Below are 12393 nucleotides of genomic sequence, written 5' to 3' on the forward strand. Positions count from 1 at the left end.
ATGACAAGAAGATCAAGCATAAGGTGCACTCCGGGGTGTCGGCACAATCAATAGGGTATGGGTCCGAATGCCCGCTGTCCAGTCGCGCGCTGGTCGGCTGATATCAAACCCGCCCTTCGCGAATTAACCTTACGATGGTTGTGAAAACGTTAATGCGAAAGCCTGCTTCGGTCAGATCGCCGGGGCGGGCCTGTCGCAACACGGTCCATCCGCCGGGGGTCCAGTGGCGTTTGAGCAGGTCGATCCCCGCCAGCCCGCCCTTGTTCAGGATCGTGCGCTGCAGATCGGCGCGCAACCGTTCGGGCAGACCTGTCAGAAATTGCCGCGCCTCGGCTTCTTCCTGTGCCACCCAGATCTCGGACAGGCATTGACCCTTGGCATCCCAGAGGATCGCCTGTTGCATGTAAGGTGTGATCTTTTCCGCCCAGATCACGCGGCTGCCATCGGCGACAAGATAGCCCGCCCGCAACAGCGCCGCGCCGATCCGGGCATGGATCTCGGGCAGATCAAAGCCCGCGCGGGTGTCTGGCAAAGTCGTGGCATGGCCAGCCGCATGGTCAACAAAGGCCTGAAGCGTCTGATCGAACTGCGAACGGCACAGGGCGGCGGCTTCCAGATGGGCGCGAACCTGCGACGCGGGCATCACCTGCGCCCACAGGGTTGGATGATCCGCCGGGGCGTAGATCCCCAAGGCGCCCAAAGCCGCGCAGCCGTTTTCAAATACCGAAGTGCCTGCCGTGTACAGCAGCCCCTCGGCATTGCGCTCCATTTCTTGCGGTAGCGCGCCCGCTAGGTACACCGCCGCTTCAAGGGCCACCCGCCGCTCGGGAAGTGTGACGGGATTGCCTTGCGCTTTAGGTCCTCTTTGCCCTTCGGACACCTGCCCCTCCGGTCGCCTTGTTCAGGCAGAACATGGCCCTCTTGCGACCGTCCCGCAACCGCTGCGGGCGCTTTATGGTAAATCAAGCCCCCGGAACGCCGGGAAATCCGCATAGCGCTGCGCCCGCTGATCCAGAGTCTCATCCGGTGTCGCCCCCGGCTTCAAAAGGCAGCCCTTGGGGGCCATATAGCTGTCGATGCGGCGCAAAGGCTTGGGCCGCCAGGCGATGTTGAAGGCGCAGAGCTTGGGAAAGAACCAGATTTCGGAATAGGGCAGATGGTCGTGCATCCACCACGCCAGATCGCGCCAGTCACGCCCCTGCGCATAGCGGTCGGCAAACCACGGGATCACCACCGAAGCGCCCGCGACGGGGACATCAGGGAAATCCCAGATATGGCATTCCAAGGGATAGTCGTTGCGCGCACAGTTCAGGCCGTTCTCATTGCCAAAGGCGTTCAGCGAAGGCGCGCGATAGCCCGAGCGCACAAAGATCCGGCCAAAGGTTTCCTCAAGCGGGTCAAGCAGCGTCTCGCACAGCGCCTTGCCCCGCGCGATCGCCAGATCCGGGTTGTCGGGGATGTTCTGGATCTGGTGCAGATTGCCGATTTCAGAATGCAGAAATTCGCGCATCCAGAAATGCCGAGACAGGCGCACCCGGCCCAGCGTTTCCAGCCCCCGCATGCTGCGCGGTGGTCTCAATGACAGGCCCTAACCATAACCGTTCCAGCGAAAGGCGCCCTCGGGCCCAAGCGGCGAAAAGGGGTTGTGGGCGAATTCCCAGACGTGCCCCTCGGGATCGGCGACATAGGCGATATAGCCGCCCCAGAACACCTCATGCGGGGCGCGCAGCACCTTGGCTCCGGCGCTTTCGGCGCGTGCGGTCAGGGCATCCACATCCTCGCGCTCCGGCAGATTATGCGCCAGCGTCATCGCACCGTTGCCCAGCTCGTCCACGCGCACCCCCATGTCGCGCGCCAGCATTTCGATCGGGTAAAGGCCCAGCGTCTGGCCGATCAGGTCAAAGGCCACGATCCCGTCCTGCGCCTCGACCCGGTGCCAGCCCAGCGCCTCGTAAAACCCAGCGGCCTCTTCAAGATCCCGCACACCCAGCGTTATCAGACTGATCCGTTGTTCCAACGCTCTCTCCTTGTTCAAACCCGTTTGCTGCGATGCCAATGGATCGCTGTCATCGCAGCACTTCGGCAATGGCTTGTTCGATCAGCGCCAGACATTCATCTGAGGAAAAGCGGTGATCGGCCCCTTTCACCAAGGTCAATCTGACGTCATCGCCTTCGATGTGATCCAGCAAGGCCAGCGCGGTTTCCCGCGTGACGGCCTCATCCTTGGTGCCCTGCAAAAGCCTTACCGGCCAGTTCATCGTCAAAGGCTGACGCAGCACCAGATGAGCGCGCCCGTCTTCGATCAACTTGCGCGTCACAATGTAAGGGTCCTCATAGGCCGAGGGCAGCTCGACCCCGCCTTCCTCCATGACGGTGCGGCGCTGCGCCTCGTCGAAGCCCGCCCAAAAGCCATCTTCGGTGAAATCCGGCGCGGCGGCGATCCCGACATAGCCGACCACCTCGGGCAAACGTCGCGCCAAAATGCAGCCGATCCAACCGCCCATGGAACTGCCCACCAGCACCACCGGACCCGGCGCCACGGCGCGGATCACCGCCTCGGCGTCGGCTGCCCAATCACCGATGCAGCCTTCTTCGAACACGCCCCCCGAAACCCCGTGCCCGGAATAATCCAACCGCAGAAAAGGCCGCTTTTGCGCCTTGGCCCAAGCCTCCAGATGCACCGCCTTGGTGCCCTCCATGTCCGAGCGGTAGCCCGACAGGAACACCACGCAAGGCCCCTCGCCCGGCGTATAGGCATAGCCCAAAAGCGTGCCGCCCGGGCCATCCATAAATGCAATTTCAGCCATCCAAGCCTCCTTCTTTGCGGCTCAGCATAATCCCCTTGGCAGAAACCCCAAGCCCCTCCCGCTATCCGTCGATGCTCTGCGCCAGCACGCGGGAAATTACCGTCAGGGTTTCACCGCTCTCTTCAGCCCAGGCGTTAAAGGCCGCCTGCACCGCGGCCCGTCCGGCCTTGGACGTTGGTGCCTTGTCGATCACGCCTTCGGCCTCCAGCCGAGCGACAACGCTGGGCGACAGGATATAGCCCTCTTTGCCCATCACCCGCAGCATATAGGCCCCGGTCGCACCGCCCAGCCGCGCCCCTTCCTTCTGCAGCCACTCCAGTAGCCCGCCGAAATCCGAGGCTGGCCACTCCCCGACACGGCGCCCGAACGAGCCATATTCCTCGGACACTTCGCGGATGAAGGCAGCATTCTGCTGGATCGCCCGCACCTTGGGCGGGCTGCGCACGATGCGCGGGTCGTCCAGCAATTCGTCGTACCATTCCTCGGACATCATCGAACACCGACCCACGTCAAAACCGTAGAACGCCTCTTCCATGTCGGGCCATTTGTTCTCGACCACCTGCCAGCTGATCCCGGCCTGCATGATGCCCCGCGCCATTTGCGACAACCAGCGATCGTCAGGAATCTGTGCCAGCGCATCCGCGCTTTTCGACGCTTCGATACCGTCCAGCACGGCGCTTCGTCCGCCTTTGCGATCTGCCGCGATGTCCAGAATGTCTTCAAAGCTGCGCATTGGTCCCTCCTGCGTTTTCGCGCGCAGCTTGGCACAGCCGGAACGAGCCGCCTAGAACAACCTCAGGCCTTTTCATCCCGCAAGCGCAACGCCAGCAGACCGCCGGCCAGCGACAAGACGGCAAAGCCGCCCAGTGCCACCACGGGCCCGGCCAGCGCCAGCACGCCGCCCAAGGCCCCGACCGCCAGCAAAAGCACCCCGATCGCCGTATTGGCCAGCGCCGCATAAGATGACCGCTGATCCTCGGGCGCCATGTCCACCAGATAGACCGAGCGTCCCCGCCGCACCCCCTGATAGGCCAGCATGAACCCGAACAGGATCACCGGGACGACGTAACCGCTCGTTGCCCAACCAAGGGTTTCGGCCAGCACCGCCAGCGCCGCAAATGCCGCGCCGCACATCCCGGAAATCGCCAGCACCAGCCGCGCCGAGCGATCTGCCAGCCGTCCCCAGATGTAGGAACTGGCAAAGCTCGCGCCGCTTGAGGCGAGCAGCAAGGCCCCGAGGCCCTGCAAAGCGCCCTGCCCGCCGCCGAGCATGACAAAATACGGCGGTGCCAGCGCCGTCACGGTCAACAAGCCACGCACTGCAATGAACAGGCGGAAATCCCTGTCCTCGCGCAGCGGCGACAGGTCAAGCTTGCTGGCAGCCGCGCGTTCGGACGGCTCTTCTTCGAGGGTCGAAAACAGTAAGCTGCCCGCCAGCCACAGCACCGCCGCCAGTCCAATCGCCACGATCACCGGCGCTTGTTCCCGCAACAGCCCCGACATCAGCAACAAGGCAAACCCCACCACTGCCAGCGAAGCCACGGCGCTGGCGGTCCCGGTCACGGCACCCCGCCGCCGCTTGGCGATGCTCTTGCCCAGAATATCCTTATAGCTGACCGAACAGGCTGCCCGGCTCAGCGCCAGCACCGCGAGAGCCGCGCAGATCGCAAGGCCCGCATAAAGGCCGGACAGGCTCAGCGCCGCCACGGCAATTGCCGCCGCCGCGATTCCCTGCCCGGCCGAACCCAGAACCCAAGCCCATTTGCGCTGCTCCATGCTCTGAACCCAGCCCGCCAGCGCGATCTGCGGCAACAGCGCGCCCGCCTCGCGGATCGGCACGAACAGGCCCGTCACTGCGGCCGGAGCGCCCAGCGCGTTGCCCAGCCAGCTGAGCACCAGCTTGGGGTCGATCAGCCCATCGGCCACCTTGGTCAGCGACAGCGAAAGAACGTGCCGCAGCCCATTGCGCGCTTCTGTGGCGGGAACGTCGTCATCGGCTCCGGTGACTTTGGCGTAAGCCTTTTCGACAGCCTCGTTCATCTCGTCTTTTCCCTTTCGCCCAAAGGCCCGTACCCAACTGGTGCAGGCCCATGCTTCTGCATCTGGCGATGACTTGACAGCCGTCCTTCGCGCGGCCAAAAGGCGGCCATCACATATTACCCGCAACCGGGCGTTCCGTGGGCGCCAAACCGACGAGGAGCTAGGCCATGAGCCAGATTTCCCTGACATTTCCAGATGGTGCAAGCCGCAACTTCGACAAGGGCATCACCCCCGCCAAAGTCGCGTCTGAGATCTCCAAGTCCTTGGGCAAAAAGGCGATTTCCGCAATGGTTGATGGCCAGCATTGGGATTTGCAATGGCCGCTTCAGTCCGATGCGCAGATCGCCATCAACACCATGGCCGACGATGCCGCAGCGCTGGAACTGGTGCGCCACGATCTGGCTCACATCATGGCCCGCGCCGTGCAGGAGATCTGGCCCGATGTGCGCGTCACCATCGGCCCGGTGATCGAAAACGGCTGGTACTACGATTTTGACCGCGCCGAGCCGTTCACTCCGGAAGACCTTGGCCTGATTGAGAAAAAGATGCGCGAGATCATCAACAAACGTGATCCCGTGACCACCGAAGTCTGGGAACGCGACCGCGCGATCAAGTATTACGAGGCCAATAACGAACCCTACAAGGTCGAGCTGATCGAGGCCATTCCCGGCAATGAACCGATCCGCATGTATTGGCACGGCCACTGGCAGGATCTGTGCCGCGGCCCGCACCTTCAGCACACCGGGCAAGTTCCGGGCGACAGCTTCAAACTGATGAGCGTGGCCGGGGCCTATTGGCGCGGCGACAGCAACCGCCAGATGTTGCAGCGCATCTACGGCGTGGCCTTCAAGAACAAGGAAGACCTGCGCAAGCATCTGAACATGCTCGAAGAGGCTGCCAAGCGCGACCACCGCAAGCTGGGCCGCGAGATGGACCTGTTCCACATGCAGGAAGAGGCCCCCGGCCAAATCTTCTGGCATCCGAACGGCTGGACCATCTACACGCAGCTTCAGGACTACATGCGACGCCAGCAACGCAAGGGCGGCTATGTGGAGGTGAACACTCCGCAGGTCGTGGACCGGCGTTTGTGGGAGAAATCCGGGCACTGGGAGAAATATCAGGAGAACATGTTCATCGTCGAAGTGGACGAGGAACACGCCCGCGAAAAGGCGATCAACGCGCTGAAACCGATGAACTGCCCCTGCCACGTAGAGATCTTCAAGGTCGGGCTGAAAAGCTACCGTGATCTGCCACTGCGCATGGCCGAGTTCGGCTCTTGTGCGCGGTATGAACCCTCGGGCGCCTTGCACGGCATCATGCGGGTGCGCGGCTTTACTCAGGACGACGCGCATATCTTTGCCGAAGAAAGCCAGATCGGCGCAGAATGCAAACGCTTCATCGAGTTTCTGTCCGAGATTTACCGCGATCTCGGGTTCGCTGAATTCCGCGTGCTGTTCTCTGACCGGCCCGAGACCCGCGCCGGATCGGACGAGGTCTGGGACAAGGCGGAAAGCGCCCTGCTCGAGGCAACCCGCGCGGCGGGCGTCGAGCCGGAAATGAACCCGGGCGAAGGGGCCTTCTATGGTCCCAAGCTTGAGTTCAGCCTGACCGACGCCATTGGCCGGGTCTGGCAGTGCGGCACCTTCCAGGTGGACTTTGTGCTGCCCGAGCGTCTGGACGCGACCTATATCGGCGCGGACGGGGCCAAGCATCGCCCGGTGATGTTGCACCGCGCGACCTTGGGCAGCTTTGAGCGTTTCATCGGCATCCTGATCGAAGAACACGCAGGGAAGCTGCCGTTCTGGCTGGCGCCGCGTCAGGTAGTTGTCGCCTCGATCGTGTCGGAAGCGGATGACTATGTGCACGAGGTCGTGGCCGCGCTGCAAAAGGCGGGCGTGCGGGCCGAGGCGGACATTCGCAACGAAAAGATCAACTACAAGGTCCGTGAACATTCGCTGGGCAAGGTCCCGGTGATCCTTGCCATCGGCCACCGCGAAGTCGAGGAACGCACCGTCACCGTGCGCCGCCTTGGCGAAAAGCAAACCTCTGTTACATCGCTGACGGAAATCGTGAGCACGCTGTCCAAAGACGCAACGCCGCCCGATCTTCTGTAACATTCCAGCGCTGGAAGCATCGATCAAGGCCCCGAAATGTTTCGGGGCCTTTTTCTTTGTGATTGATATCATTGATTTTCTGCGGGCGCAAAGTGTCACGCTGCTCTGCCGCGACCTGACAGGCGCGTGATGCACGGGGGCGTGAATAGCGCAAACCGCCCAGTCAGGTCAGCCTAGAGAGGCCTCAGGCACAGTGTCTTGAGGCCCCGAATTTCAAATCTCTCAACTGAAAGGAAGTCACATGTCCAAGACCCTCAAAACTGCCGCCCTCGTAGGTGTCGTTGCCGCCTCTTTCGCAGCCCATGGCGTTCAGGCGCAGGAAAAAGAGAAATGCTTTGGCGTGGCATTGGCAGGCCAGAATGACTGCGCAGCCGGGGCAGGCACCACCTGCGCCGGAACATCGAAAGTCGATTACCAGGGCAATTCCTGGTCGCTCGTCGATGCCGGCACCTGCACCGAGATCGAACTGCCGGCAATGGCCGATGGCAGTGCCCGTATGGGCAGCCTCGAAGCGTTGGATCGCGACCTGCCGATGGACGGCTGAGCTTTTCGCGGGGCGGGGGAACACCTCCGCCCCACCGTTTTTCCGCACCACGAGGCTGCCATGTTCGACCAGACCCAAAGCCTGCCGCCCCGGCCCGGTGTCGGCTACAAGCCCCAGCATTACGCGCAGATCCTGGCCGAGGCAGCGCCGGTTGGCTGGCTTGAAATCCATGCCGAAAACTACATGGGAGATGGCGGTCGCCCGTTGGCGCAATTGCGCGCCCTGTCTGAACAATTTCCGATTTCCGTGCATGGAGTCGGCCTGTCGATCGGCGGCGATGCCCGCCTTGATCCGAACCATCTTGCACGGCTGAAACATCTTGTCGGCTGGCTGAACCCTGCCAGCTTTTCCGAACATCTGGCGTGGTCGACACACGACAGCCATTTCTACAACGATCTTTTGCCCCTGCCCTATACCGATGCCACGCTCGCCCGCGTTTGTGCGCATATCGATGAGGTGCAGGAAACGCTGGGACGCCAGATGCTTCTGGAAAACCCTTCGTCTTATCTGGCCTTCGCAGAAAGCACCTGGGAAGAGCCCGCCTTTCTGCGCGAAATTGCCCGGAGGACCGGATGCGGCCTGCTGTTGGACGTGAACAATGTCTTTGTCTCGGCGGTCAACCTTGGGTTTTCGCCGCAGGGCTATATCGAGGCCTTTGATCTTGAGACAGTCGGAGAACTCCATCTTGGCGGTCATGATGAAGACGAGGACGAGCACGGCGCGCCGCTGCTGATCGACAGCCACGGGCGCGAGGTGGCGGATCCGGTCTGGGCTTTGCTGGAGTACACTCTGGCTCGGTCGGGAGCGAAGCCTGTGCTGATCGAATGGGACAATGACGTGCCAGATTGGCCGGTGCTACGCGATGAAGCGCGGCGCGCCGAAGCGGTTTTGTCCAAGGTTCTGGCATGACGGTTACCAATGCGCAGAAAGGGGGCTCTGCCCCCGTCGCCAAGGCGACTCCCCCGGGATATTTTTGGACCCGTGAAGGGGCTGAGGTCGCGTTGGACATCAGCGCTGTGGAGGCGGCATTCCGGCAGGGCCTGCTTGAGGCCGGAGGGCCCGTGCCGGATGGGCTGACCGACGGCGAAGGCCGCGCCGCCGGGCGCCGGTTTGCCGTCTATCGCAACAACGTCGCGGTATCGCTTCGCGAGGCCTTGGAAAGCGGTTTTCCGGCGGTACGACGATTGATCGGAGCAGAAAATTTCGCGCATCTGTCCGGGCTTTATTTGCGGCAAGCGCCGCCGAGCTCGCCCCTGATGATGCATTACGGCGCCGATTTTCCCGAGTTTTTAACAAATTTGGATGCCTTGAAAACAACCGGCTATCTGCCGGATGTGGCGCGCTTGGAACTGGCCCTGCGGCGCAGCTATCACGCGGCAGATGTGCCGCTGTTTGACGCAGCGCGCTTGCAGGGGCTTGAGGATGACGCGCTGATGGCGGCGCGGCTGGTGCTTGCGCCCTCGGTGCAGGTGGTCCGGTCAATATGGCCGGTTCTGTCGGTCTACCGCTACACCATGAGCAAAGGCAGCCCGAAGCCCGAGGCCCGCGCCGAGGATGTGCTGATTGCCCGCCCCGAGTTTGACCCCGTCCCGCATGCCCTGCCCCCGGAATGCGTGGATTTTGTCGCCGCCCTGCAGGATGGTCAGCGCTTTGGCTCGGCTTTGGAGGCTGTCAGCGAAGACTTTGATCTGGGCGCCACACTTGGGCTTTTGCTGCAAGCCGGGGCACTGAGCGACATTGAGTTTGATGGATAGGACCGCTGCCATGGATATGCTGATCACCCTTCACAGCCGCGTTTTCGGCTTTATCGAGCGCTGGGGCGACGCGTTGTTGCCGATTTTGGCGCGTTTTGCCTTTGCCGCAACCTTGCTGGGGTATTTTTGGGCCTCGGCCCTGACCAAGCTGGGGGAAGGTTTTTTTGGCTTTCTGATGCCGTCGACCGGGGCCTATGCCCAGATCTTCCCCAAGCAGATGGAGGCGGTGGTTTATGACACCTCGCAGCTGTCCGTCTTACATTGGCTGGTGGTGGTCGCCGGAACCTGGGCCGAATTTCTGCTGCCCCTGCTGATCGTGATCGGGCTGTTCACGCGTCTGGCGGCATTGGGCATGATCGGCTTTGTTGTGATGCAAACCCTGACCGACCTTTATGGCCACGGCGTGATCGAGCAGACAGCCACGTTTGGTGCCTGGTTCGACCGGGCCTCGGACAGCCTGATCATGGATCAGCGCACGTTTTGGGTGTTCATACTGGTGACACTGGTGGTCAAGGGCGCCGGAGTGCTGTCTGTGGATCGTCTTCTGGCGGGGCGACAGGCAATGGCCGCCGCCCCCAGCCGGGCCTGAGCCCTAGAAATGCGCCTTGGGTTCGTCCGGTTTGCCAGCGGCAAGGCCAAGCACACCGCCAAGCCCGGCAAAGGCGATTGGGAACATGGTGAAGACGTTGAAGCCAAAGGCCAGGTACATCCCCAAGGCTGAAATCAGCAGCAAGATCCCGCCCCAAAGCGCGCGCGCCTTGGCCATGGCGCCTCCGGCAATCGCCAGAAGCGGCGAGAGGATCGAAACCGCCCGCACCAAATCGGGATTGTCGAACATGCCGAACATCTGCTCGACCTCGCCATAGTTGCGGGCAAGTTCGGTATAACCAAAGCCAAAAAAGCCGACGAGCATGCCAAAGACGCCCGCGATGATCCCCAAAGTCAAAGCCGCGTTGCGCATCAGTTCACCCCCAGCGCACTTTGCGCGGCCTTGTCCCAGCCCAGAACCATACGGTCACCGTCCACAACCAAGGGGCGCTTCATCAAGGTTGGATGGGCTTCCAACAGTTCGGCCTGCGGGCGGGTGCGCTGATCTTCTGGCAGATCGCGCCAAGTTGTCGATCGGGTGTTCACCAGCTTGTCGCCGAACGCGGCCAAAGCCGCCGCGCGAACGGCCTTGGGCACACCGTCTTCGCGCACATCGACGAACTGGGCATCCGGCAGGGCTTTGCGCGCCTTGCGGCAGGTGTCACAGGTCTTCAGTCCGTAAAGGATCATGCTGTTTCCTTCGTCATTTTCGTTCACATAGTGGCCGGAACGCTGAAATACGAGCCGGTTTTGCTTGATTTTTACAAAACCGCTGCAAAACCTAAAACTGTGACCTTCGACGATCAGTCACAGAACATCGCGACTGAAAATCCCATGTTCTTTCCTGAAAGGCGAATGTGACGGCGTGGTCCTGCGCTCGGCAGGGCCTTCAATACTGACTGGGAAAGGAGCACGGGAACTATGCCGAACGGCACCGTGAAATGGTTCAATACAACCAAAGGCTATGGCTTTATTGCCCCGGATGAGGGCGGAAAAGACGTTTTTGTTCACATTTCGGCGGTCGAGCGGTCCGGTTTGACCGGCCTCGCCGACAACCAAAAGGTGAGCTACGAACTGCGTGAGGGGCGTGACGGGCGCGAAATGGCCTCGGATATTCAGCCGCTTTAAGGCGCTGGAGACGCCATCAAAACTTGGCAAGACCGATCCGGGCCGCTCTGCGCGGCCCGCGTCATTTGCGGCCAAGACCCCGCGCATTCTAGATAAATCCTAGACTGAAAGTCCTGCGTCTTTTCCCGGTTTTGGTCTATGATCAAGGCCCTTGTATGGAAGAGGCCATCATGACCAGCGAAGTCAGCATTGCCCTTGCAGTTCTATTCGGCGGCGGCCTGTTTATTGCGGGTGTCAGCCGGGTTGCTCCGCTGACCGCATGGGAATCGCCTGTGCCGACCCGACAAATATCCGAGAAGCACGAGGCCGCCAAAGACGGCGGTTACGCGCATTGCCGTGCCGAACTGTCCGGCGTCGACTGTGAGTGCTTTTCGCAAAAGGCCAGCCAGATCCTGCAGGAAGATAACCAGAAAATCGCCGGTTGGACCTATGCAGACAAATGGGACTTGGCCAAATCTCAGGCAACTGCGGCCTGCTCCTAGGCCTGCTGCAAGCGCCGTGCTTCGCGTCCGGCAAGGCCGATCAACTCTTGCATGTAGGGTTTTTCAAGGTCTTCGGTCCGGGTTGCCGCATAAAGGCGCCTTGTCACGCCATCTTTGGTCAGCGGGCGCGTGATATAGTCCGAGCTGTATTTCACTTCCCGAACCACCCAGTCCGGCAGCACCGAAACGCCCCGGTTCGATGCGACCAGCAGCAGGATGACTGCCGTCAGTTCGACCTGCCGGATCGCGGCGGGCTCTACCTTCGCAGGAGTCAGAAGCTGGCTGAAGATATCGAGGCGGGACCGCTCGACCGGGTAGGTGATCAGGGTTTCCCCGCGAAAATCCTCTGGCTCGATATAGGGTTTCTGCGCCAGTGGGTGCGAGGCGGCGGCCACGAAGACCGGGCTATAGTCAAACAGCGGAGTAAAGGTCACGCCCGCAAGATCCTCGGGGTCTGACGAGATGACCACATCCACATCTTCCTTCATCAGCGCGGGTAGCGCGTCAAAGGCAAGTCCGGGGCGAATATCGACATCGACATCCGGCCAGCTTTTGCGAAACGCCTCGAGGACCGGGAAAAGCCATTCGAAACAGGCGTGGCATTCAATGGCGATATGCAGGCGCCCGGATTTCCCGCTGCGCAGCCCACTGAATTCATCCTGAAGCGCCTCGACCTGCGGCAAGACCTGCTCGGCCAGCCGAAGCAGACGCATCCCGGCGGCAGACAGCCGCATCGGTTTGGACCTGCGAATGAACAGCTCGACCCCGGCCTGATCCTCCAGCCCCTTGATCTGATGGGACAAGGCAGACTGGGTGATGTTCAACTGATCGGCGGCCTTGGCCAGCCCGCCACAGTCGTGAATGGCCTTGATCGTGCGCAGGTGGCGAAATTCGATATGCATGCGAAACTCATAAAGGTGATGAGATTTATGAGTT

General features: G+C 61.6%; 16 protein-coding genes. 7 read left to right on the forward strand and 9 right to left on the reverse strand.

Features of this window, described 5'->3' with window-relative positions; all coding sequences use genetic code 11:
• Positions 1-103 precede the first annotated feature (103 nt).
• The 6 genes from ACOYQJ_RS03810 to ACOYQJ_RS03835 all read right to left on the reverse strand — a co-directional run bounded on the left by ACOYQJ_RS03810 (position 104) and on the right by ACOYQJ_RS03835 (position 4847).
• The gene (locus tag ACOYQJ_RS03810; protein WP_422904674.1) at positions 104-880 is read right to left on the reverse strand and encodes a hypothetical protein; all 777 of its coding nucleotides are present in this window, start codon (positions 878-880) and stop codon (positions 104-106) included.
• A gap of 72 nt (positions 881-952) precedes the next feature.
• Complete coding sequence (locus ACOYQJ_RS03815; protein WP_422904675.1) at positions 953-1561, reverse strand: hypothetical protein; 609 nt, start codon at positions 1559-1561, stop codon at positions 953-955.
• A 27-nt stretch (positions 1562-1588) separates the two neighbouring features.
• Positions 1589-2017 (reverse strand): VOC family protein, encoded by a 429-nt coding sequence (locus tag ACOYQJ_RS03820; protein ID WP_422904676.1) that lies wholly within the window; start codon positions 2015-2017, stop codon positions 1589-1591.
• A 49-nt stretch (positions 2018-2066) separates the two neighbouring features.
• On the reverse strand, positions 2067-2807 hold the full coding sequence (locus tag ACOYQJ_RS03825) for an alpha/beta hydrolase (RefSeq protein ID WP_422904677.1): 741 nt from the start codon (positions 2805-2807) through the stop codon (positions 2067-2069).
• A 61-nt stretch (positions 2808-2868) separates the two neighbouring features.
• A complete protein-coding gene (locus tag ACOYQJ_RS03830) occupies positions 2869-3540 on the reverse strand; it encodes a DNA-3-methyladenine glycosylase I (RefSeq protein WP_422904678.1) in 672 nt (223 codons plus the stop codon).
• 62 nt (positions 3541-3602) lie between these two features.
• Positions 3603-4847 carry an MFS transporter gene (locus ACOYQJ_RS03835; protein ID WP_422904679.1) on the reverse strand — a complete coding sequence of 415 codons (1245 nt, stop codon included), beginning with the start codon at positions 4845-4847 and terminating at the stop codon, positions 3603-3605.
• Positions 4848-5014: 167 nt separating this feature from the next.
• On the opposite strand from ACOYQJ_RS03835, the gene thrS reads away from it, so the two are divergent.
• From thrS to ACOYQJ_RS03860, 5 genes are all read left to right on the forward strand, one after another.
• A complete protein-coding gene (gene thrS / locus ACOYQJ_RS03840; protein ID WP_422904680.1) occupies positions 5015-6961 on the forward strand; it encodes a threonine--tRNA ligase in 1947 nt (648 codons plus the stop codon).
• A gap of 241 nt (positions 6962-7202) precedes the next feature.
• Positions 7203-7505: a BufA1 family periplasmic bufferin-type metallophore gene (locus ACOYQJ_RS03845; protein ID WP_422904681.1), complete on the forward strand. Its 303-nt coding sequence runs from the start codon at positions 7203-7205 to the stop codon at positions 7503-7505.
• 60 nt (positions 7506-7565) lie between these two features.
• A complete protein-coding gene (gene bufB / locus ACOYQJ_RS03850) occupies positions 7566-8414 on the forward strand; it encodes an MNIO family bufferin maturase (RefSeq protein WP_422904682.1) in 849 nt (282 codons plus the stop codon).
• Positions 8411-9259 (forward strand): HvfC/BufC family peptide modification chaperone, encoded by an 849-nt coding sequence (locus tag ACOYQJ_RS03855; protein WP_422904683.1) that lies wholly within the window; start codon positions 8411-8413, stop codon positions 9257-9259. Before bufB ends, ACOYQJ_RS03855 begins: the two co-directional genes overlap by 4 nt.
• Positions 9260-9269: 10 nt before the next feature.
• Entirely contained in the window at positions 9270-9848 is a 579-nt protein-coding gene (locus ACOYQJ_RS03860; protein ID WP_422904684.1) for a DoxX family protein, read from the forward strand.
• Between the two features lie 3 nt (positions 9849-9851).
• Here ACOYQJ_RS03860 and ACOYQJ_RS03865 read toward each other — a convergent pair whose 3' ends face one another.
• Positions 9852-10220 carry a hypothetical protein gene (locus ACOYQJ_RS03865; RefSeq protein ID WP_422904685.1) on the reverse strand — a complete coding sequence of 123 codons (369 nt, stop codon included), beginning with the start codon at positions 10218-10220 and terminating at the stop codon, positions 9852-9854.
• The gene (locus ACOYQJ_RS03870; RefSeq protein ID WP_422904686.1) at positions 10220-10537 is read right to left on the reverse strand and encodes an arsenate reductase family protein; all 318 of its coding nucleotides are present in this window, start codon (positions 10535-10537) and stop codon (positions 10220-10222) included. Before ACOYQJ_RS03870 ends, ACOYQJ_RS03865 begins: the two co-directional genes overlap by 1 nt.
• Positions 10538-10768: 231 nt before the next feature.
• On the opposite strand from ACOYQJ_RS03870, the gene ACOYQJ_RS03875 reads away from it, so the two are divergent.
• A complete protein-coding gene (locus tag ACOYQJ_RS03875) occupies positions 10769-10975 on the forward strand; it encodes a cold-shock protein (protein ID WP_422904687.1) in 207 nt (68 codons plus the stop codon).
• 170 nt (positions 10976-11145) lie between these two features.
• Positions 11146-11457, forward strand: a complete 312-nt coding sequence (locus ACOYQJ_RS03880; RefSeq protein ID WP_422904688.1) for a hypothetical protein — start codon at positions 11146-11148, stop codon at positions 11455-11457.
• Here the strand turns inward: ACOYQJ_RS03880 and ACOYQJ_RS03885 are convergent.
• A complete protein-coding gene (locus tag ACOYQJ_RS03885) occupies positions 11454-12359 on the reverse strand; it encodes a LysR family transcriptional regulator (protein ID WP_422904689.1) in 906 nt (301 codons plus the stop codon). The two genes, ACOYQJ_RS03880 and ACOYQJ_RS03885, sit on opposite strands and share 4 nt — an antisense overlap.
• Positions 12360-12393 lie beyond the last annotated feature (34 nt).

The organism is Pacificoceanicola algae (assembly GCF_049341065.1).
Classification (GTDB): Bacteria; Pseudomonadota; Alphaproteobacteria; order Rhodobacterales; family Rhodobacteraceae; genus Pacificoceanicola.

What these genes read in the sequence shown, in the direction of transcription:
- ACOYQJ_RS03815 (WP_422904675.1), bottom strand. Translation starts at nt 1,561, where the DNA reads ATGCGGGGGCTGGAAACGCTGGGCCGGGTGCGCCTGTCTCGGCATTTC.
- ACOYQJ_RS03825 (WP_422904677.1), bottom strand. Translation starts at nt 2,807, where the DNA reads ATGGCTGAAATTGCATTTATGGATGGCCCGGGCGGCACGCTTTTGGGC.
- ACOYQJ_RS03830 (WP_422904678.1), bottom strand. Translation starts at nt 3,540, where the DNA reads ATGCGCAGCTTTGAAGACATTCTGGACATCGCGGCAGATCGCAAAGGC.
- ACOYQJ_RS03835 (WP_422904679.1), bottom strand. Translation starts at nt 4,847, where the DNA reads ATGAACGAGGCTGTCGAAAAGGCTTACGCCAAAGTCACCGGAGCCGAT.
- thrS (WP_422904680.1), top strand. Translation starts at nt 5,015, where the DNA reads ATGAGCCAGATTTCCCTGACATTTCCAGATGGTGCAAGCCGCAACTTC.
- ACOYQJ_RS03845 (WP_422904681.1), top strand. Translation starts at nt 7,203, where the DNA reads ATGTCCAAGACCCTCAAAACTGCCGCCCTCGTAGGTGTCGTTGCCGCC.
- bufB (WP_422904682.1), top strand. Translation starts at nt 7,566, where the DNA reads ATGTTCGACCAGACCCAAAGCCTGCCGCCCCGGCCCGGTGTCGGCTAC.
- ACOYQJ_RS03855 (WP_422904683.1), top strand. Translation starts at nt 8,411, where the DNA reads ATGACGGTTACCAATGCGCAGAAAGGGGGCTCTGCCCCCGTCGCCAAG.
- ACOYQJ_RS03860 (WP_422904684.1), top strand. Translation starts at nt 9,270, where the DNA reads ATGGATATGCTGATCACCCTTCACAGCCGCGTTTTCGGCTTTATCGAG.
- ACOYQJ_RS03865 (WP_422904685.1), bottom strand. Translation starts at nt 10,220, where the DNA reads ATGCGCAACGCGGCTTTGACTTTGGGGATCATCGCGGGCGTCTTTGGC.
- ACOYQJ_RS03870 (WP_422904686.1), bottom strand. Translation starts at nt 10,537, where the DNA reads ATGATCCTTTACGGACTGAAGACCTGTGACACCTGCCGCAAGGCGCGC.
- ACOYQJ_RS03875 (WP_422904687.1), top strand. Translation starts at nt 10,769, where the DNA reads ATGCCGAACGGCACCGTGAAATGGTTCAATACAACCAAAGGCTATGGC.
- ACOYQJ_RS03880 (WP_422904688.1), top strand. Translation starts at nt 11,146, where the DNA reads ATGACCAGCGAAGTCAGCATTGCCCTTGCAGTTCTATTCGGCGGCGGC.
- ACOYQJ_RS03885 (WP_422904689.1), bottom strand. Translation starts at nt 12,359, where the DNA reads ATGCATATCGAATTTCGCCACCTGCGCACGATCAAGGCCATTCACGAC.